At 56.6% G+C, this 19,941-nt stretch carries 17 protein-coding genes; 7 read left to right on the forward strand and 10 right to left on the reverse strand.

Annotated elements, in window-relative coordinates; genetic code table 11:
• Positions 1–58: 58 nt before the first annotated feature.
• The 3 genes from DWB63_RS05855 to DWB63_RS05865 are packed head-to-tail and all read left to right on the forward strand — an operon-like array spanning position 59 to position 3,418.
• Positions 59–1,234, forward strand: a complete 1,176-nt coding sequence (locus DWB63_RS05855) for a PLP-dependent aminotransferase family protein (protein ID WP_128327885.1) — start codon at positions 59–61, stop codon at positions 1,232–1,234.
• Between the two features lie 48 nt (positions 1,235–1,282).
• The gene (locus tag DWB63_RS05860; protein ID WP_128327886.1) at positions 1,283–2,992 is read left to right on the forward strand and encodes an FAD-dependent oxidoreductase; all 1,710 of its coding nucleotides are present in this window, start codon (positions 1,283–1,285) and stop codon (positions 2,990–2,992) included.
• Between the two features lie 24 nt (positions 2,993–3,016).
• On the forward strand, positions 3,017–3,418 hold the full coding sequence (locus DWB63_RS05865; protein WP_241648656.1) for a response regulator: 402 nt from the start codon (positions 3,017–3,019) through the stop codon (positions 3,416–3,418).
• An 83-nt stretch (positions 3,419–3,501) separates the two neighbouring features.
• Here DWB63_RS05865 and DWB63_RS05870 read toward each other — a convergent pair whose 3' ends face one another.
• From DWB63_RS05870 to DWB63_RS05890, 5 genes are all read right to left on the reverse strand, one after another.
• A complete protein-coding gene (locus DWB63_RS05870; RefSeq protein WP_128327887.1) occupies positions 3,502–4,509 on the reverse strand; it encodes an oligopeptide/dipeptide ABC transporter ATP-binding protein in 1,008 nt (335 codons plus the stop codon).
• 2 nt (positions 4,510–4,511) lie between these two features.
• A complete protein-coding gene (locus DWB63_RS05875) occupies positions 4,512–5,483 on the reverse strand; it encodes an ABC transporter ATP-binding protein (RefSeq protein WP_128327888.1) in 972 nt (323 codons plus the stop codon).
• Positions 5,484–5,486: 3 nt separating this feature from the next.
• On the reverse strand, positions 5,487–6,404 hold the full coding sequence (locus DWB63_RS05880) for an ABC transporter permease (protein WP_128327889.1): 918 nt from the start codon (positions 6,402–6,404) through the stop codon (positions 5,487–5,489).
• 1 nt (position 6,405) lies between these two features.
• On the reverse strand, positions 6,406–7,383 hold the full coding sequence (locus DWB63_RS05885; RefSeq protein WP_128327890.1) for an ABC transporter permease: 978 nt from the start codon (positions 7,381–7,383) through the stop codon (positions 6,406–6,408).
• Positions 7,384–7,560: 177 nt separating this feature from the next.
• Positions 7,561–9,183 carry an ABC transporter substrate-binding protein gene (locus DWB63_RS05890; RefSeq protein WP_128327891.1) on the reverse strand — a complete coding sequence of 541 codons (1,623 nt, stop codon included), beginning with the start codon at positions 9,181–9,183 and terminating at the stop codon, positions 7,561–7,563.
• A gap of 233 nt (positions 9,184–9,416) precedes the next feature.
• Here DWB63_RS05890 and DWB63_RS05895 point away from each other — a divergent pair, with 233 nt between their 5' ends.
• Positions 9,417–9,827, forward strand: coding sequence for a hypothetical protein (locus DWB63_RS05895; protein WP_128327892.1), 411 nt, complete (start codon positions 9,417–9,419; stop codon positions 9,825–9,827).
• A gap of 32 nt (positions 9,828–9,859) precedes the next feature.
• Here DWB63_RS05895 and DWB63_RS05900 read toward each other — a convergent pair whose 3' ends face one another.
• The 5 genes from DWB63_RS05900 to DWB63_RS05920 form a co-directional block, all read right to left on the reverse strand.
• Entirely contained in the window at positions 9,860–12,385 is a 2,526-nt protein-coding gene (locus tag DWB63_RS05900; protein ID WP_128327893.1) for a TIGR03960 family B12-binding radical SAM protein, read from the reverse strand.
• An 87-nt stretch (positions 12,386–12,472) separates the two neighbouring features.
• The gene (locus DWB63_RS05905) at positions 12,473–12,799 is read right to left on the reverse strand and encodes a hypothetical protein (RefSeq protein ID WP_128327894.1); all 327 of its coding nucleotides are present in this window, start codon (positions 12,797–12,799) and stop codon (positions 12,473–12,475) included.
• Positions 12,800–12,953: 154 nt separating this feature from the next.
• A complete protein-coding gene (locus tag DWB63_RS05910) occupies positions 12,954–14,276 on the reverse strand; it encodes an OFA family MFS transporter (RefSeq protein ID WP_128327895.1) in 1,323 nt (440 codons plus the stop codon).
• 257 nt (positions 14,277–14,533) lie between these two features.
• Entirely contained in the window at positions 14,534–16,108 is a 1,575-nt protein-coding gene (locus tag DWB63_RS05915) for a cation acetate symporter (protein ID WP_128327896.1), read from the reverse strand.
• 1 nt (position 16,109) lies between these two features.
• A complete protein-coding gene (locus tag DWB63_RS05920; RefSeq protein WP_128327897.1) occupies positions 16,110–16,376 on the reverse strand; it encodes a sodium/substrate symporter small subunit in 267 nt (88 codons plus the stop codon).
• A gap of 187 nt (positions 16,377–16,563) precedes the next feature.
• On the opposite strand from DWB63_RS05920, the gene DWB63_RS05925 reads away from it, so the two are divergent.
• From DWB63_RS05925 to DWB63_RS05935, 3 genes are all read left to right on the forward strand, one after another.
• Positions 16,564–17,628 (forward strand): putative nucleotidyltransferase substrate binding domain-containing protein, encoded by a 1,065-nt coding sequence (locus DWB63_RS05925; RefSeq protein WP_241648658.1) that lies wholly within the window; start codon positions 16,564–16,566, stop codon positions 17,626–17,628.
• A gap of 79 nt (positions 17,629–17,707) precedes the next feature.
• Entirely contained in the window at positions 17,708–19,258 is a 1,551-nt protein-coding gene (locus DWB63_RS05930) for a glycosyltransferase family 9 protein (protein ID WP_128327898.1), read from the forward strand.
• 80 nt (positions 19,259–19,338) lie between these two features.
• Positions 19,339–19,941 (forward strand): hypothetical protein, encoded by a 603-nt coding sequence (locus DWB63_RS05935; RefSeq protein ID WP_128327899.1) that lies wholly within the window; start codon positions 19,339–19,341, stop codon positions 19,939–19,941.

Genomic DNA, 19,941 nt, shown 5'->3' on the forward strand with positions numbered 1-19,941 from the left:
GTCCCTCTTGCATCGGCTCGGCTTTCAGAGTATCTCAAGTGGCCTAAAGGAGAAAAACATGTCTAATAAATTTGCCCGGAGAATGGGAACGGTTCACCGCTCATTCATCCGGGAAATTCTGAAAGTCACGGCAAATCCGGAAATCATTTCCTTTGCGGGCGGTCTGCCCAACCCCGAACTTTTTCCCGTCAGCGCAATGGATTTGGCATCCCGCGAGGTCTTTGCGGACATCGGCGCGAGCGCTCTTCAGTATTCCACAACAGAGGGTGATGCCGGTCTGCGGGCCATCATCTCTGCCCGATACCAGAAGCGTGGGCTTGCCGTGGACCCGGATTCCATTCTGATCACCACCGGATCCCAGCAGATTCTCGATATTGCAGCCAAGGTCTTTCTGGACAAGGGAGACAAGGTCGTCATCGAACGGCCCGGGTATCTTGGTGCCATCCAGGCTTTTTCCATCTTTGAGCCTGAGTTCGTGACCGTGTCCCTGGAGGACGACGGACCCAATTTGCAAGAACTGGAAGCCGTTTTCAAGGCCGGAGCAAAGTGTTTTTATGCTGTGCCCAATTTTCAGAATCCTTCAGGTGTCAGTTATTCTTTGGAAAAACGGAAGGCAGTCGCGGAATTGACGGACAAGTATGATGTCCTTTTCGTTGAAGACGACCCCTACGGCGAACTCCGTTTTCTGGGAAAGGATCTGCCGAGCGTTTATTCCTTCTGCAAGAACCCCAGCATCCTGTGCGGTTCCTTTTCCAAGATTGCCGCGCCCGGCTTCCGTATCGGCTGGGTCGTGGCGGAGAAGGAAATCTACGACAAGCTGGTCATCGCCAAGCAGGCGTCCGACTTGCATACTTCCACCGTGGCCCAGGCGATTATGCGCCGCTATCTGGAGAAGAACGACATTGAGGCCCATGTGGAGCTGATCAAAGAGCGCTACGGCCGTCAGCGTGAGTGCATGGTGGAGATGATCGGGAAGTATTTCCCGGATTGTGTTTCCATAACCAAGCCCGAGGGCGGCATGTTCCTTTGGGCGACCATGCCTGAAGGGTTTTCGAGCATGGATCTGTTCGACAAGGCCATCAAGGACAAGGTGGCTTTTGTGCCGGGCAGGCCGTTCTTTGTCGACGGCTCCGGCGAGAATACCCTGCGCCTCAATTTTTCCAATTCGGACGAGGCTCGTATTGAAGAGGGCATTAAGCGCCTGGGCAGGAGCATAGATTCATTTTTGAAGTAACGCCTCGGGCCGGGAGGCCGATCCGGGAGCAAGATACAAAGGTTGATTATGTCTCAGCATATTGTTGTCATTGGCGGCGTGGCCCTCGGGCCCAAGGCCGCCTGTCGTTTCAAGCGGTTGGAGCCGGCTTCCAGAGTTACCATGATCGAACAGACCGACATGATATCCTATGGCGGTTGCGGTATCCCGTACTATGTTTCCGGCGATGTTTCGGACGCCACGGAACTGTCCACCACCAGTTTTCATATGGTTCGTGACCCCAAGTTCTTCAAGGAAGTCAAAGGGGTTGACGTCAAGGTCTTGACCAAGGCCACGCGCATCGACCGCGAGAAGAAGTGCGTCGAGGTCGAGAACGTGAAGACGGGCGAAAAGGACTGCATAGGGTACGACAAGTTGGTCATTGCTACCGGGGCTTCTCCGCGCAAGCTCGGTCTGCCGGGTGAAGAGCTGGAAGGCGTCAATTACGTGTGCAACCCCGGAGATGCGACCCGTATCCGTGAATCCATTTCCAAGGGCGAAGTCAGCAACGCCGTGATCATCGGCGCAGGCTTCATTGGTCTGGAAATGGCCGAGGCCTTTGCCGACATGTGGGGCATCGAGACTTCGGTGGTTGAGATCACCGACCAGATCCTGCCGCGGCTGGTCAGCCCGGCCCTGGCCACCATGGGCCAGAAGCACATGGAAGAAAACGGCGTGGTTTTCTATTTCGGCGAGACGGTCAAGGCCATTGAGGGGGAAAACGGGCGCGTCACTAGAGTGGTCACTTCAGCCCGGACTTTGGATGCCGATGCGGTTATCATTTCGGCGGGCGTTGTTCCCAATTCCGACTTGGCCAAGGAGGCCGGTCTGGCCGTGCATGAGCGGGGCGGCGTGTATGTTGACGAACTCATGCGGACCAATGACCCGGACATCTATGCAGGCGGCGATTGCTGCATCATCAAGAACATGATCACCGGCGGGGACGCCTTTCTTCCCCTGGGTTCCATGGCCAATCGCCAGGGGCGGATCATCGGCACCAATCTGGCCGGCGGCAACGCCCGCTCCGATGGTGTTGTCGGCTCTTTTGTGGTCAAGCTTTTCGAATCATCCATAGCCGGAACCGGGTTGAGCCTGGGGGCTGCCAAGGCTGCCGGTTTCGATGCCATGAGCGTGCTGCTCATTCAGCTTGATCGGGCTCATTTTTATCCGACAAAGGAACTGATGACGCTGGAAATGGTCGTGGACAAGTCCAACCGGCGCGTTCTCGGCGTGCAGGGATTCGGCTCATCCGGCGATGCCCTGGTGGGACGTATCAATGCGGTGGCAGCCATTCTCAAGTCTGCGCCCACCGTTGACGATATCTCCAACATGGAGCTGGCCTATTCCCCGCCCTTTGCGGCTGCCATGGATATCCTCAACTCACTGGCCAACCTGGCGGACAATGCCCTTGCCGGGATCAATCGCGGCGTGGGTCCTGACGGTTTCAAGGAGCTTTGGGAAAAGCGTGATCAGGAGACGTGTTTCTTCCTGGATTGCCGCGAAAACGCCGATGCCGCTCCATACATGGAGCGCAATCCTGAAATATGGCACAATGTACCTCAGGGAGAAATCTACGATCGGCTCGATGAAATCCCTGAAGACAGGCCTATCGTGCTCATTTGCAACACCGGTGCCCGTTCCTATGAGGCTCAGATCATGCTTGATGCCAAAGGGTATAAGGATGTAACCAACATTCAGGGCGGCATGGCTGCCATCAAGAAATTCGGGGTCGATCTATAGGATTGAAAAACAGAGGACGGGGTAATGGCTTTGCGGTTTCTGATTGTCGATGATGACGAGAGTGTGCATCTCTATCTTCAAGCCGTACTGGCTTCCTACGGAACCTTTGTCACAGCCATGAGCGGAGAAGAGGCGGTGGATAGGTATTCGCTTGCCTTGAAGGAGGGCCATCCCTTCGATGTGGTCATGATGGATATCGTCATGCCCGGAATGGATGGACACAAGGCCTCTGAAATAATGCGCGCACGAGAAAAAGCGGCGAGCATAGCCGAATCCGACAGGTTCAAGCTCGTCATGATCACGGGCCTGGTGGACAAGGTCAATGTCGACAAGGCGTTTTCAGACTCCGGCGCTGATAGTTATATCGTCAAGCCTCTGGACAAGGATAAGATCATTATTGAACTGAAAGGCAAGCGCATCATCTAGACCGTTGGGCGCAACGCATGAACAAACAGACGGCGTACCGTGTTTTTACTTGGTACGCCGTCTTTTTTCTGCGTTTGGGGAGGTTAGACCCGGCCTTCCTCGACGCCGTGACAGGCCACGACTGTGCCGCTTTCCAGGCAGCGCTGCTTGGGGATTTCCTTTGAGCAGCGTTCGGTGGCGTGCGGACATCGACCGTGGAAGACACAGCCGGTGGGCAGTTGGATCGGGGTGGGGACATCGCCGGAAAGTCTGACGTGCCCCCCTGCCTGACCGCCGAGCTTGGGAATGGCCGAGAGCAGGGCCTGGGTGTAAGGGTGCCTGGGACTGGTGAAGAGTTCTTTGGCCGTGGCCAGTTCGCAGACGCAGCCGAGATACATGACGGCCACGCGGTTTGAGATGTGCTCGACCACACTCAGGTCATGGCTGATGAACAGGTAAGTCAGTCCGCGCTTTTCCTGGGCGTCCATGAGCAGATTGAGTATCTGCGCCTGGATGGACACATCCAGGGCCGCGATGGGTTCGTCGGCCGCGATGAATTCAGGGTCCACGACCAGGGCGCGTGCAATGGATATCCGTTGGCGCTGGCCTCCCGAGAATTCGTGCGGGTAGTTGGTGGCCCATACAGGGTCCACGCCCACCTGGAGCATGACTTCGGCCACCTTGTCCTGGATTTCGTCCTGGTTGAGTCCCGGGTTGTGAAAGCGGACCGGCTCTTCCAGGATCTGGCGCACGGTCATGCGCGGGTTCAGCGAGGCATATGGGTCTTGGAAGACCATTTGCATCTTGGTTCGGTAGGGGAGCATCCGGACAGAGCTCAAGTTGTCGATACGTGAGCCCCTGTAGTGGATTTCGCCCTTGTTGGGGCGGTACAGGCCTAAAACCGTGCGGGCCAGGGTGGACTTGCCGCAGCCGGATTCCCCGACCACGCTCAAGGTTTCACCGGGCTGGACATCCAAGGTGACATTGTTGACAGCCTTGACCACGGTTTTCTTGCGCTTGAATTTGCCGTCGATGAATTTGATCTGGTCGATTATTGAACCGGAGATGTCGAAGTGTTTGTCGACGTCTCTGATTTCGAGGATGGCACTCATGATTATTCGCCTCCTTCGCGCATGAAACAGGCGACCTGCGTTCCATTTTCAAGGGTGGTCAGCGTGGGAATCAGGGTCTTGCATTTTTCCACACAGATGGTGCAACGTGGTCCAAAGGGGCAGCCTGTGGGCATGTCCAGCAGCGACGGCATCATGCCGGGGATCTGGTTCAGCCGCTTCTCGCCGCCGGCCATTTGCGGCAGGGCCTTGATCAGCCCTTGTGTATAGGGATGCTGCGGGTTGGAAATGATCTGGTCTGCGGTCCCAAGTTCCACGACCTTGCCGGCGTAAAGCACCGCGATTCGTTGGGTGACCTCGGAAACCACGGCCAGGTCATGGGTGATCAGGATGAGTCCCATGTTTTCGGTCTTGCACAGTTCCAGCAACAAATCCATGATCTCGGCCTGAATGGTCACGTCCAGCGCGGTTGTCGGTTCGTCTGCGATGATCAGTTTGGGGCTGGTCAGCAGGGAGATTGCGATGACGATGCGTTGGCGCATTCCGCCGGAGAATTCGTGCGGATACTGCTTCAGTCGTTTTTCAGGGGAAGGGATATAGACCTTGCGCAGTTTTTCCAGGCAGATGGCCTCGGCTTCTTTGTCCGAGACGTTCATGTGCGCGAGGACGGTCTCCTTCATCTGGGTGCCGATGGTCAGGACAGGATTGAGGGTCATCATGGGATCCTGGAAGATCATGGCGATGTCGTTGCCCCGGATGGTGCGCATCTGGTCGTCGTTGAGTTTGGTCAGATCCTGACCATTGAAGATGATCTGACCCGCAGTGATTTTTCCAGGTTTGGAGATGAGATTGATGAGGGAAAAGCCGAGCACGGATTTGCCCGCGCCGGATTCGCCGACAATGCCGAGGCGTTCGCCTTTGTTTATGACCAGGCTGACGTCGCGCACTGCCCGGACCGTACCGGATCTGAGGGCGAATTCGACGCGCAGGTTTTTGATGTCGATAAGTTGTTCCACGCCTTACCCCTTGTACAGTTTGGGGTTGAGGAAGTCCCGGATCCAGTCGCCCAGGAGATTGATGACCAGAATCAGGGTAACCAGCAGGATGCCGGGGAAGATGGTGATCCACCAGGAGCCGGAGAAGATGTATTCGAATCCGGCGGTGATCAGTGATCCGAGCGAGGGCTTGGTTACAGGCATGCCCAGTCCGAGGAAGGACAGGGCCGCTTCGCTCATGATGGCGTTGGCCACCTGCACGGTGGAGATGACCAGCACGGGCGAGAGCGTGTTGGGCAGGATGTGCCGCCACATGATGCGGACCTTGGAAAGGCCGATGACCCTGGCTGCCTCAACGTATTCCTTGCGCCGTTCCGCCAGTACCGATGCCCGTACCGTACGGGCGTATTGTGGCCATTCGGCCAGTCCGATGATGACGATGATCAGCGGGACCGCCACCTTGTCGTAACCGGCTACGCCGAATGCGGTCTGGACGATGGCGCCGATGAAGATCGCCACCATGTAGGTGGAGAAGGACAATTGTACGTCCGCGATGCGCATGAGAATAGTGTCCAGCCGTTTGATGTAGCCGGACAGCAGTCCCACCACGATGCCGATGAACGCCTGGAGACAGACCGCTCCCACGCCGATGATGATGGATACGCGCATGCCGTAAAGCATGGTGGAGAGCATGTCCCGGCCTTGGGCGTCCGTGCCGAGAAAGAACTTGGAGTTCCCGCCGTCAGACCAGGCGGGAGGGACCTGGGCGTTCATGATGTCGATGGTGGTCGAGTTGTACGGGTCATGCGGCGCGATTATCGGCGCGGCAAAGGCAGACAAGACCAGCAGTGCCAGGATGGTGAAACAGGTCATGGCTACCGGATCTCGAAGGAAGCTGTAGAGCATGTAGGAATCTTTGAATCGTTGCCAGCGGGTTTTCATGTTATTGCCTCCCTGCCACGCGGACCGTGGGATTGACGAGGCCGTAAATGATGTCGACGAAGGTGTTGACCAGCACGAAGACGATGCCCACGAAGACGAGATAGGCGACCATGAGCGAGGTGTCTGAGCGTTCCACTGATTCGATGAACATGGAGCCCATGCCCTGCCACTGGAATACGGTCTCGGTCAGGATGGTGAAGGCCACCATGATGCCGAGTTGTACGCCGCCCACGGTGATGACCGGGAGCAGGGTGTTCTTGAAGGCGTGGACCAGCCATACGCGGCTGGGCTTGATACCCTTGGCCCAGGCAAACTTGACGTATTCGCTTTGCAGCACTTCCATCATCTCGGATCGGATGAGCCGGATGAACAGCGGGAGCATGATGGAAGAGAGGGCTATGGACGGCATGATCAGGTGCTTGAGCCCGTCAAGGGTGAGCAGGCCGCTGTCCCACCAGCCGAAGATGCGCACGGTTTCGCCCCGTCCATAGGACGGGAGCCAGTGCAGCTCGACGGAAAAGATGTATATGAGGAGGATGGCCGTCAGGAAGACCGGCATGGATACCCCGACGATGGAGCCGCCCATGATGAAACGGCTGAACCAACTTCGCGGCTTGATGGCCGAGTATATGCCCATGGGTATGGACAGGACGACAATGATCAAGGCAGCGCAGAAGACCAGTTCAAGGGTGGCCGGAGCCTTGTTGATGATGACTTCGGCAGCCGGTTTCTTGAAGAAGTAACTCTGGCCCAAGTCGCCCTGGAGCGCGTCGTGAAGGAAGCGGGCGTATTGGATCATGAAAGGGTCGTTGAGGCCGAGGTTGTCGCGGATAACAGCCCGCTCTGCCGCAGTGACCCTCTGCCCCACGAGGTCGCGGACCGGGTCTCCGAAATTGTGTTTGATGGCGAATCCGATGAAGCTGATAATCAAGATGACTATCAAGGCCTGGAGGATTCGTTTTACCGTAAATGCAAACATGATTACTCGTTGACGCTCTTACGTTAACTGATCACGGGATTGTGAATCAGCGTTGAATTCATTGACGCTAATTAATAGACGCAGCGTGTGCGTTCCATTGCATTAAAGGGGAACCCAGGTAGATCCGGGGTTCCCCTTTTAATGGTATTTTTCCTAACTTGCAAGCGGCGGGTAGTGCTACTTGATGACCAGGTCGCCGAAGTACGGGAAGTTCATGACGTTCACGATATCTTCGGTGTTCATGTTGGACTTGGAAGCCCAGGACAGATTCTGCCAGTGCAGCGGGATGAAGCCGGCTTCGTCGTACTGGATCTTTTCCACTTCCTGGCATTGCGCGGCACGCTTGGCCGGGTCGGTTTCGACCTGAGCGGCCAACGTCAGTTCGTCGACCTTGGCGTTGCAGTAGTTGCCGGAGTTATACTGGCCGTAGCCGGTTTCGGAGTTGCGGCACATGGACAAGAACTCGTAATAGTTGCCGGAGTCTTCGGTGTCCGAGTGCCAGCCGATCATCTGGATGTCGGCAACCTGGGCGTCGAACTGATCCCAGTACTGCGCCTTGGGCATGGTCTTCAAGGAGATCTTGATGCCGATCTTGGACATCATGGAGACGAAGGCTTCCGCGATCTTCTCGTCGTTCACGTAACGGTTGTTGGGGGCGATCATGGTGGCTTCGAAGCCATCGGGGAAACCGGATTCAGCCATCAGGCTCTTGGCCTTTTCGAGGTCGAAGCGGGGAGCCAAGGCTTCATCGTAGCCGACATAGCCCTTGGGGGACATCTGTCCGGCCGCAGTGGCGAAGCCGTTCATGATCTTTTCGACAACGCCGTTGTTGTCATATGCGTAATCCATGGCCAGGCGGACCTTGGGGTCGGCCAGGGCAGGGTTGCTCTTCTGGTTGAGCTGGAAGGTGATGATCCTGGAGCCGGACATGGTGACCAGCATCAGGCCGTCGGTGGTCTTGATGCGCTCGAGATCCTGGGGCGGCACGGGCATGATGAAGTCGACGTCGCCGGACAGCAGGGCTGCAACGCGGGTGGCGTCATTCTTGATCGGAGAGAGAACGATCTCTTCGACGTTGCCGGTCTTGTCCCAGTAGTCAGCAAAACGCGTGAAAACGGTCTTCACGCCCTGTTCACGATGGGTCACGGCAAAGGGCCCGGTGCCGGATTCGTTTTCATTGGCAAAGGAAGAGTCGGTCTTGATGATCAGGTCTTTTGCCTTGCCCTTGTCGTCGGTGCCGGAGTAGAATTTCCTGTCCATGGGGAAGACGTAAGTGGCCATGTTGAGCACCAGGCCGTAGGGCTGCTTGGTGACCAGGTCAACGGTGTAGGCATCAATTGCGGTGGCGCCGACGAAAGGCTCGAAAAGCCCCTTGTAGTCATCGGATTTCTTCAGGCGTTCGACGGTAAAGACAACGTCATCAGCAGTAAAGTCGTTGCCGGAGTGGAACTTGACGCCCTTGCGCAGATGAAAACGCATGGTCAGGTCGTCGATGCGCTCCCACTTCTCGGCCAGGCGCGGAACAAAATTCATGTCCTTGTCGTAGCGGACAAGGCTGTCGAAGACCATGTGGGAGTACTGGAGCATACCGCCGGACAACTGAACATGGGGGTCCAGAGAAACCGGGTCGGCGTCCATGGCAAGTTTGAGAGTGGTTTTTTCAGGGGTAGCAGGGGCGGTTTCCTCGCCTGCTTCTTTCTTGTCATCACTGCCGCATCCGACCAACAACAGGGCGGAAACGAGCAGCGTGAGAAGGAGCAGGGAGAATTTGCCGGCGGATTTGAACGTCGACATTTTCATGGGTAATTCCTCCATAAATTAAAACATTTACGCCCAAAAAAGGCGTTTCTATACCTCTCCAGTATCCAAAAGGATACACATCCTTCCGCGAGACGTCTTCCCGGGGGTTGCACCAACCACCGATCACAGCGTAGTTACGGACGGACTAAAGCGGAATATTCATACACTCTTCGTTTCATTTTAACAATAGCGTAATGCATTTGTGTGCATAGATCGCAGGATGAATTATGTTCATGAAAAACGGTATTATTGTTATAATTTCGATTTTTGTTCTTTTTGTGGGTGGGTGTGCCGGATCATTTTCGGAAGATGGCGGTTTGGAACCAGTTGAAACAATTGTTTTAGATGATGACTTTGCAGCTCAAATATCCGTTGCCCGTGCCGATGTCTTTGCGTTGGACATGATCAATCCGGTGCATAAGGGGCACCGGATTTCCGGGGCTTTCTTCGATCCGTCCATGCTCAGGATGGAGCGGTTCATTGAATATGATAATGAAGGAGAGTTGCGCGCACGCTATCTGTTCTCTGCCCTGGCAGATGGCAGCAGCGATGTGCTTATCAAGATGGTTCCGGTTTCCGGCGGTGATCAGGTGGTTTTCAAGCAGGTCAGCGTCAGTGTCAGTGGCGGCGGCTGGCTGGACTGATCTGTTTCTCTTGTTTCCGATGAAGGTTAGGGTCAGGCAAATCGTTGGGCTGTCTTGACCAGGGCGAAGTCGAGCTGACTTGCGCCGTCCATTACAGCAAGACACAGGCTCAGGGGACTCATGTACTGACTTCGCCAGTCCAGTACCAGAGTCAGGCCGTTTTCTATTTCGACCATTTCCGTGACCAGCGGGCGGATATCCATTGGTTGCATTCCGCGCTTCTTGGTCCTTTTTTCGATGATGAACTTATCCTTGACCATGAAGCTGCGCCATTGTTCCAAATGGAGTTCAGCTTCCCTGAGAAAGCGGAGTTCAAATATTTCTTCAACCGATTGGGGCTGCTTCCTGCCCATGTCCAATCTGTCCGCCTTGAGTGGTGCGAGGCCGATGGGCATGTTCACGAGAAGCCGCCTGACCACTTCAGCGGGTTCAAAATCCTTGCGCAGAAAAATGTTGATCCATTCGGCGCGGCTTTCCACCCCTACGGGCAGTGCCATGCCAAAGGAAAGCCTCGGCATGGGGTGGAAGCCAGCGGAAAAGGCCATGGGCAGACCGGCCCGCCTGAAGGCGCGTTCAAATACGGCCTGGAGTTCCAGTTGGCTCAGATAGGCGGCCGGACCGGTTTTTTCAAACCAGAGGCGGTAGTGGGCGGCCTTGACGGTCAGGTCCGGTGTCTCCACTGAATAGGCGGGCTGTTCGCCTTCCTGGTCCCGTTGTTGAAAGACCAGTTTGGGCCGGATGTCCTTGTCCTTGGACTGGCGGGACAGGGTCGATACCTTCCCGTCGAATTCGCACACACCGCAGTTGCGGCATGCTCCGTACCGGCAGTCTTCCGTGATTTTCCCGGACAGGGCGCGTTCTCGTTCCCTGAGCAGGAATTTCTTGGTCAGGCCGCAGGAGAGATGGTCCCAGGGCAATGGGCCTTCCGGGTTCCTCGGGCCTGTGTACGCATCCCAATTCAGTCCGGCTTCATCCATGGCTTCCTTGTAGGGTGCGAGGCGCAGGTGGTCTTTCCAGCTGGAAAAAAGTGCGCCCTTGGCATAGGCCCGTTCCACGACTTCGGCCAGCCGCCGGTCTCCTCGGGAGAACACGCCTTCCAGTGAGGTCATTTCCGGTTCGTGGTACTTTATGCTGATGCGTTTGTGTGGCCTGAATTTGTCGCGCAGGTAACTGATGCGCCGGTATATTTCATCAAAGGAAATTTGCGGTTCCCACTGGAACGGCGTCTGCGGTTTCGGCACAAAGGGGGAGACCGCCGCCGTGACCTGCAATCGCTTTATGTGCCGACCGGCGGAGTCGCGCACCTTGAGGCAGAGGTCGACTATGGCGTCCAGGTCCTCGTCCGTTTCCGTGGGTAGACCGATCATGAAGTAGAGCTTTACGCCCTGCCAACCATTATCAAAGAGCAGTCTGACATGGTCGATGAGGCCTTGTTCATCCACGCCTTTGTTGATGACGTCGCGCAAACGCTGGCTGCCTGCTTCGGGAGCCAGGGTTGCGCCGGTTCTCCGGATGGAGGAGATGCGCTCCATGATGGGGGAGGACAGGGAGCCTACGCGCAGGGAAGGCAGGGAAATGGAAATCTGTTCTGCGGCGCATTTGTCGAAGCTGCGGGTGAAGAGTGTGTCCAGGCCGGAGAAGTCGCCGGTGCTCAGGGAGAGCATGGAGGTCTCCTCGTAGCCGGTCTGGGCCAGGCCTTCGGTCAGGATGCGGTCCAATTCGTCCAGGGAGCGTTCGCGCACCGGGCGGTAGATCATGCCTGCCTGGCAGAAGCGGCAGCCACGGGTGCAGCCCCGGGCAATCTCCATGGTCAGCCGGTCATGTATGGCTCCGAAGGGAATGACCTGGCCCGTGGGAAATCCGGCCGTGTTGAGATCGTCCACCACGGCCTTTTCCACGGTCTCGTACCCCTCGCGCAGCGCCCTGAGAGGCTTGCCCGGTCCCTGGTCTTCGAAGAAGGCGGGGACGTAGATACCTGGAACGGCGGCAAGGGCTTCGAGCAGTCCGGCGCGGGAAAAGTTGTCCTTTTTGGCTTGTTCGATGACGGAAAGGACCTGCGGCATGGCCTCCTCGCCGTCGCCGATGACCATGGCGTCGAAGAAGGGAGCCATTGGCTCGGCGTTGAAGGCCGCGCCGCCTCCGGCCATGATCAGCGGATGCGAATCATCCCGATCCGTGCTGCGGAACGGGATGCCTGCCAGGTCAAGCATGTAGAGCACGTTGGTGTAACAAAGCTCATGGGTCAGGCTGAATCCGATGATGTCCATGTCGCCCAAGGGAGTGTCCGATTCCAGTGTGGCCAGGGGAACCTTGTGTTCGCGCATGATGGCGGCGGTTTCCTCGCATGGAGTGAAAACGCGTTCGGCCCAGAACTGCGGCTGGGAGTTGATGGCCCGGGCCAGAATCTTCTGGCCGAGGTAGGACATGCCCACCTCGTACATGTCGGGAAAGGCCAGGGCACACCGGACGGTCACGGTGTCCAGATCCTTGAACACGGTTCCCCATTCGCTTCCGATGTAGCGGGATGGACGGGGGAGAATGGGCAGCAGTTCTTTCATGGGTGCGGGTAATCCTATGGACGTAAAAAACGGGGGTGGCTCCTGTGAACCAGCCCCGTTTCAGATATCAGTTTTCGTTGTCGACGACTAGCCCAGATCGAGGCCGCCGCCCATGCCGCCGGACAGGTCGAGACCGCCGCTGGACATGGAGATGTTGGTCAGGGCTTCGATGTATTTGGTCTTCAGTTCTTCCGGGCAGTTCTTGTACTCGAACAGGACGTGGACCATGGGGATATGGCCGTGCATGTCCTGGTCGAAAGGGTAACCGAAGGGCAGCAGGACCATTTGGGTTCCCTGCTGGGTGGGCATGGCCTGGATGGAAGCGGGATCGTCTATCTTGTTGCCGACGGCATCGAATTTGCCGACGACCATGTCGCCGCTGATCAGTTTGACCAGCCGAATGTCATAACTCATGGGGATGTCTCCTTGGGTTGAAGTGGCTCTCTAAGTATGTACGGGCATTCGGACTGTCAAGCCGCAGTTGCGTTTTTCACGCAGACGGGGTTCATCAAACGGAAAAGAGGAGAGGCGGATCGCCCCTCCTTTTGCCGCGCCGGGAAGAGAATGTTTATTCGCTTTTGGCGGGAGCCTGCGCTGCAGCCAGCCTGCGCGCAATGGGTTTAAAACCCGAGAGTTCATGCTCCTTTGCGTTGAGGGCATTGCAGTGCCACGTCAGCACTGAACCGACCAGGCAGAGTACGCCGCAGGTGGTAAAGGCCATCGGGAAGTTGCCCAGGTCGCCGAGGTAGCCGCCGAGGATGGGACCGCCGATGCCGCCCACTCCGTAGGCGAGGAAAACGAAGGGATAGTTCAGGCCCACGTTTTTGACGCCGAAGATGTCAGCGGTCAGGGTCGGGAACAGGGAGAATATGCCGCCGTAGTTGAAGCCGATGAAGGCCGCACCCACATACAGAATCAACTCGTTGCCCGCCATGGTTGGAAAGGCGATGACGCACAACCCTTGAGTTGCGGTGAGGATGATGAGGGATACCTTGCGCCCCATGAGGTCGCTTATCATGCCCCAGGCAATGCGGCCGATGCCGTTTGCCAGGCTGAAGAACACGGCCATGGCGGTACCGGCAATGGCACTGGCCTCGGCAGTGGTGTATCCGGCTGCCTGGAGCGCCTCCATAGGGTAGAGCTTCATCAGTCCGATGGACATGAGGCCCGCACCGGCGCTGAAGACAAATGTCAGAAAGATGAGTTTGAACTGATAGGTTTTGATGATCCCGATGCCCTTGAGGCCTTCTTCGGCGGCCTCGGAAGCGGCGGTTGTTTCCGGGGGAATATAGCCTTCGGGCACCCATCCTTCGGGCGGAAAAACCATCCACAGTCCGCCGAGGACCACCAGCGAGGTGAAAATGACGCCGTAGACGACGAATGTCGTGGACAGCCCGTAGTCGGCGATAAGGTGGCCCCACGAACCTGCCAGCTTGACCCAGCCCATGGCTCCGAAACCGAAACCTGCAACGGCCAGGCCGGTGATCATGCCTTTCTTGTCCGGGAACCAGCGCATGCCCACCGCGATGGGCACCACGTAGCCGATTCCGATGCCGGTGCCGCTGACAAAACCGATGAAGAGCAGCAGGCTCCAGAAATTTGTTCCACCGAAAATTCCTGCCATGGCGTACCCCGCGCCGAGGATGATGCCGCTCGCCATGGTCAGTTTTCTGGGGCTCCATGTGGCAAGTTTCTTGCCCGCCAAGACCATGACGATGGCAAATACCGCCGACCCGACAGCAAACACGATTTGGGTGTCCATTTTGGTCCATCCGGCGGTCTTCAATGCCGGGGTGAAAACGGACCATGCATATAAAGCGCCCAGGCAGAGTTGAATGAGGATCGCCCCGAGAACCACCAGCCAGCGGTTCATTACCTTTTCCTTTGTCATGTCATTCTCCTTGTCATTCTCAATGTGTTCTATTTGTGTGTCCGGCGTCAAATGCGTCAAAACGTCCACCCCATGCAGTCGGGTGGCCGTTTGGTCCGCTGAAAAAGATGTGTGTGCGGAAATGTGCGGTTTTGACCGCGTGAAAAAGCGATTTCGTCGTCATTGGTGTTGTGGCGGCAGTTTCCTTTTTGTGTATAGGGGGGCGGAGCTGTTTCGAGTCAGCCCCGCCCCCCGTACTGGGAAGGAAGGAGTTCGGTTTAGGCCTTTTCAGGGCCGTGCAGTATGGCCATGACTTCCATGGTATCCGGCGGCAGGGCGGCTTCGCCCTTGGCTGCGTATTCCATCTTGGAAATCACGTAGATGGCGGCGAAGCTCAGGATCATGACGAATCCGCCGGGATTGTTGAATTGCAGGACCTCGGGCAACAGGCCCTTGCCCAGGATCATGAAGAAGGAGCCGACGATACCGGTGATCAGTCCGGCGCAGGCACCGTTCTTGGTCATCTTCGGCCACCACACTCCCATGACGAGCACCGGGAAGAAGGTGGAGGCGGCAATGGCGAAGGCCAGGCCCACCAGGATGGCGATCTGCATGGATTCCGCCCAGAAACCGAGCGGGATGCCGAGCAGGCCGACGAAGATGGAAGCGATGCGGGCCACCTTGACGCGGGAGCGTTCGGGCATGTCGGGGTTGAAGACGTTGACCACCAGATCGTGACCGATGGCACCGGCACAGGCGATGATCAGTCCGGCCACCGTGGACAGGATGGCGGCAAAGGCGCCGGCCACCACGATGCCGAGCAGGATTTGGCCGCCGAAGTAGGAACCGGCGACCGGCACGGCCAGGTTCTTTCCGTTGTCAGCCAGCCATTGCATCAGGTGCGGGGAAACGCCCATGGACTCGCCCTGCAGGAAGGCATAGCGGATCACGTGACCGACGTAGGGGCTCATGATGTAGAACATGCCGATCAGGAAAAGCACATAGATAACGGTCTTGCGGGCGGCCTTGCCGTCTGGAGCGGTATAGAAGCGCACCAGAATGTGCGGCAGACCGGCCGTTCCGAACATCAGGGCCAGGAGCAGGGACAGGGTGTCCTTGAGGCTGGTCAGCCAATAGGCCGGGCTGGTGTAGGCCGCGCCGTCGAATTCCTTGCCAGTGATGGGAACGGTCCCCTTGAACTCGCCAAGGAACTTGACCACGTCGGTGTAGGTGTATCCTTTGATCACGAACGGTATGAAGGCCAGCAGGAACATGGCACCGAACAGGATCCAGAATTGGACCAGTTGGTTGACGGTGGTCGCCTTCATGCCGCCCACGGTGACGTAGGTGGTGATGATGCAGGCGATGATGACGATGCTGGTCTGATACTCGATGTTCAGGAGCAGTCCCATGACCTTGCCTGCGCCCAGCATTTGCGGGGCCATGTAGAAGAGTGAGATGAACAGCACGCCGATGACGCCGAGCACGCGTGCCCGCTTCGAGTGGAACCGCTCCGAAACGAAGTCGGGCACGGTGTAACGGCCGAATTTCCTGAGCGGACTTGCCAGGAACAGGAGCAGGGCTATGTAGCCCACGAAAAATCCCAGGGCGTAGATGATGCCGTCGAATCCGAAGAGGAACGCGACACCGGCAACGCCCAGGAAGGAAGCGGCTGAAAGATAGTCCGACGAAATGGCCGAGGCGTTGATGAAGGAATTGACCTTGCGCCCGGCCAGGTAATAGTCGGCAGACGTTTTCTGGCTGCGGAACATGAATGTGGTGACGATGGTAAAGGCCAGCATACACCCTATCAAGACAAGGGCTGTGACCGGGATCTGGTATCCGATTTCCATGTTATTCTCCTCCCACCGTTTCAGCTATTTCGTCTTCGATGGCGTTGGCCTTGCCCACATACCAGATGAACAGGACCCAGGTGATGGGATAGATGGCAATGGCCACCAGCCAGTAATGGAGCGGAAAGCCCATAATGCTGATCTGGGTTACTGTTGCGCTTGCCAGGTAGACGAGAAGAAAAATGCCGATGACGAAGGCAAAGTATGGAATGCCAATGCCCAGAGCAAATTTGAGTTGTCGTGTCCGAATCCTTTCGATCTGATCCATGATACTACCCCCTATCCTGTTGAAAGTTTGCCGTTACAATCCTTTTACAGTAGGGAAAATGGAGAGACATTTCTTTTCAGGTAAACGGTCAAACTCGTTAGGTCGCGGGTTTGGTCCATGGTGAACAGACGGCAAACGGGTGGTTTTTTCCGGTCAACGGTCAGGGAAAAACGCTTCGGAGTGTGCAGTGAGCAGCGAATCAGACGGTAAACGGTCCATGAACGGTGGTCTGGGGATACCCAGGGGACTTGATGCCGAGCTGTTGATCATGGCCCGTGAGGGCAAATTGGTCGGCATCAGTAGAACCCGTTTGGAGCTGGTGCAGGAGTGGCTTGACCAGGGAATGACCGCTGAACAGACCTGCAAGCGGCTCACCCTGTTCAACCGTGACGTGATCATGGCTGTGCTTGAGGCGCACGCCCTGGAGTATCCTTGGCTCAGGGAATGCACTTTCCTGGAATTCGGTTCCGGTGGCCGCGAGGAGCAGGTTCTCGGATCCGATCAGGACAACGGGTTGCTCATGGCGGTTTCTCCCGATCCCGAAGAACTGGATGACTGCACCCAATCCGTTGTCATTGCCCTGGACGGCGCGGGGCTGTCGCTCTGTGACGGCGGGGTGATGATCAGCAATGAAGAGTGGAGAGGGGACTTTGATGTCTGGTTGGCCAGGTTGACCAACTGGTTGTCCAATCCGGCGGAAAAGGGACCGTGGCAATCCGGCCTCATCCTTGACTTCAAGGCTGTTTTCGGCGCGGAAGAGGACGTCAGGCGTCTGCGTGAACGGTTATGGGAATACGTGCGCGCCAAACCCATTGCCGTTTCCCTGCTCATCCGGGAATTGACCGACTATCGGCTGCCCCTGACCTTTTTCGGGGCGTTCGTCACGGAGAAGGAGGGGCTGTGGCACGGGTTTCTCAACATCAAGAACAGCGTGCTGGCCCACCTGACCAACAGCGCTCGTATCCTGGCGCTCAAATATAATCTGTTTCCTGCCAATACCTGCGACCGTATCCGCGTCCTGGCCGAGGCCGGGCATGTTTCGAAACGGCATGGAGAGGGACTGCTGGACGCCTGGGAATATCTTCAGCGGAAGCGGTTGGAGATCGGGCTTGAGTGCGACCGGGCAGGCGTTCCGCCGCATAACTACGTGAACCCCACGGCCCTGGATGCCGAAGAAAAACAGCGACTCAAAGCAGCTATTCAGGCCGTGGAGAAGTTGGTTCGCCTGGTTCAGGCCGGGACCGGACTGTGAAATAGGCTTTAATATTGCAACACATGTTAGAACGGCAACTTTTCGACGGTGTTAAGTATATAATGTAAGGATACGGATCGTGAATGTTCTGCTTATCAATCTGACCCGATTCGGCGACCTGATCCAGACGCAGCCCGTGATTGCAGGCCTCAGGGAGCGCGGTCATCGGATCGGGCTGGCCTGTCTTGAAAATTTCGTGTCGGCCACATCCCTGCTGAAAGGGGTGGAACGGGTCTTTTCCTTTCCCGGCGCCGGACTGCTTTCCGGGCTGGACAGTGATTGGCGGCTGGCTGTCCGGGATGTTGCGGCGTTCAGGCAGCATGTTTTTGATACGTTTTTACCTGATATTACCATCAATCTGACGCCCTCGGTGGCATCCAGACTCCTGGCGTTCGACCTGACGCCGGAAAGCGGTGTGACCAGGGGATTTACGGTGGACGAGTTCGGATTCAACGCGGACACCTCATCCTGGGCCGCCTTCCTCCAAATGGCCGGAGCCAATCGTGGAGCCAGCCCGTTCAACATCTGTGATCTTTTTCGGCGAACGGCAGGATTGGACCGGGAAGGGAATTCTCTGAATTTGGCCGTACCCGATGAAGTCGCGCTGGCACGGGCTGACCAGTTGTTGGGACAGGCTGTGGACAAGGGAACAGGATTTATTGCCTTGCAGATGGGGGCCAGTGAAGATCGTCGCCGCTGGCCCGTGGAGAATTTCGCGGCTGTTGCCCGCATGTTTCACGAGCGGGACGGATTGATACCTGTCCTGCTTGGCACGAAGGCCGAAACGGCGTTGGGCGGCCGGTTTGCCGGACAGGTTGATTTTCCCTATATCAATTGTATCGGACGGACCTCTCTGGCCGAACTGGCTGGCATCCTGGTCAGGTCCAGGATGTTGCTGACCAACGACACCGGCACCATGCATCTGGCTGCGGGGTTGGGTGTGCCTTTGTGTGCGGTTTTTCTGGCAACGGCTCAGCCGTGGGATACCGGGCCGTATCGTTCCGGCAATATCTGTCTGGAGCCGGACATGGACTGTCATCCCTGTGAATTCGGCAAGCCGTGTCTTCATGGAGAGTCCTGTCGCAGGGCCGTGAAACCCGAAGCCATGTATGCGTATGCGGCCTCGTTGCTTGGTGGCGATAAGGTGGACTCGTCCCTTGGCGCCAGGGCTTGGTGCACCCGAACAGGCGAGGACGGTTTCATGGAACTCGTTCCGCTTTCGGGGCACGACGCAACGGACCGGGCCGCCTGGATCGGCTTGCAACGGGTTCATTTCAGCGCATTCCTCGATGGTCGGGTCAAACCGGCAAGAACAGGTCTAGGCGGGTGCATTCGGCCGGAAATGCGAGCGGAAATATCCAAAACATTGACGAATGCGCGGGACATGCTTTTTCTGCTTTCCCAGCAGGGTATGCTATTGCAAAAGAATCCCCGCCCTCAGGCAAAAAACAAATTTCTGGCTTCCTGGCAGCGTTTGCAGTCCATTTTCTCATCGAATAAGTCGTTGAATATCCTTGGATTGTTGTGGGTGTTTCAGACGCAGCAGCAAGGAGGCGATTTCGGTGCGCTTCTTGATCTTGCCGAACGCTACTCGGCGTTGATGTCCTCTCTGCTTGATGAGTTTTCCTAGACGGCATGGATTTTGAATGATCCGGTCAACACCGGATTAAACGGCAAATATTGTCATACCCTTTGGAGAAGGAGATCAACATGATCATTATTGACGGCAAACAATATGACATTGGTTCGCAGAATTTCGAGAACCTGGAACAGGTTTTCAATAAAGTGGTCGAAGACGGTCACCTTGAGGATCGTATCGTGACCGATGTCAAGGTCAACGAACAACCCTTTACCGAAATCTATCCTCACCAGGCCGAGGACATCGAGATGTCCGAAGTGGAAAGCGTCGAGATCGTGACCATGGCCACTGAAGACATGGCCGTGGAGATTACTCTTGAACTCTACAAGGTCGTGAACATCATGGCTGAGGGCGGCAAGCGCGTGACCCAGCTTTTCCGCCAGGCAGACGATGCCGAGGCCCTGGAGACGTATCAGGATCTCATTGATGTCATTCGTAATTTCCTGAACATGATCGGCGTCCTGCGTGACGAATATTCCCTGAAGGATCATGTTGATTATTTGCAGAATGCCGAAGAGTTGAACACTCTGTTTACCGAAATGGGAACTGTCCTGGAAAACGAGGACTGGATTCTGCTGGCCGATCTGATTGAATACGAATTTCTGCCTGCGGTGGAAAAATGGAAAAAAGTCATCAAGCACATTCGAGACGATATCCGAACCGCGAAGAGATAG

Origin of the sequence: Pseudodesulfovibrio sp. S3 (assembly GCF_004025585.1) — a bacterium.
GTDB lineage: Bacteria > Desulfobacterota > Desulfovibrionia > Desulfovibrionales > Desulfovibrionaceae > Pseudodesulfovibrio.

Bases quoted from the DNA above. Each gene is read 5' to 3' on its own strand.
- DWB63_RS05880 (WP_128327889.1), bottom strand. From the start codon at position 6,404: ATGAAAACCCGCTGGCAACGATTCAAAGATTCCTACATGCTCTACAGC.
- DWB63_RS05920 (WP_128327897.1), bottom strand. From the start codon at position 16,376: ATGGATCAGATCGAAAGGATTCGGACACGACAACTCAAATTTGCTCTG.
- DWB63_RS05870 (WP_128327887.1), bottom strand. From the start codon at position 4,509: ATGAGTGCCATCCTCGAAATCAGAGACGTCGACAAACACTTCGACATC.
- DWB63_RS05885 (WP_128327890.1), bottom strand. From the start codon at position 7,383: ATGTTTGCATTTACGGTAAAACGAATCCTCCAGGCCTTGATAGTCATC.
- DWB63_RS05910 (WP_128327895.1), bottom strand. From the start codon at position 14,276: ATGACAAAGGAAAAGGTAATGAACCGCTGGCTGGTGGTTCTCGGGGCG.
- DWB63_RS05905 (WP_128327894.1), bottom strand. From the start codon at position 12,799: ATGAGTTATGACATTCGGCTGGTCAAACTGATCAGCGGCGACATGGTC.
- DWB63_RS05895 (WP_128327892.1), top strand. From the start codon at position 9,417: ATGAAAAACGGTATTATTGTTATAATTTCGATTTTTGTTCTTTTTGTG.
- DWB63_RS05935 (WP_128327899.1), top strand. From the start codon at position 19,339: ATGATCATTATTGACGGCAAACAATATGACATTGGTTCGCAGAATTTC.
- DWB63_RS05890 (WP_128327891.1), bottom strand. From the start codon at position 9,183: ATGAAAATGTCGACGTTCAAATCCGCCGGCAAATTCTCCCTGCTCCTT.
- DWB63_RS05855 (WP_128327885.1), top strand. From the start codon at position 59: ATGTCTAATAAATTTGCCCGGAGAATGGGAACGGTTCACCGCTCATTC.
- DWB63_RS05860 (WP_128327886.1), top strand. From the start codon at position 1,283: ATGTCTCAGCATATTGTTGTCATTGGCGGCGTGGCCCTCGGGCCCAAG.
- DWB63_RS05915 (WP_128327896.1), bottom strand. From the start codon at position 16,108: ATGGAAATCGGATACCAGATCCCGGTCACAGCCCTTGTCTTGATAGGG.
- DWB63_RS05865 (WP_241648656.1), top strand. From the start codon at position 3,017: ATGGCTTTGCGGTTTCTGATTGTCGATGATGACGAGAGTGTGCATCTC.
- DWB63_RS05900 (WP_128327893.1), bottom strand. From the start codon at position 12,385: ATGAAAGAACTGCTGCCCATTCTCCCCCGTCCATCCCGCTACATCGGA.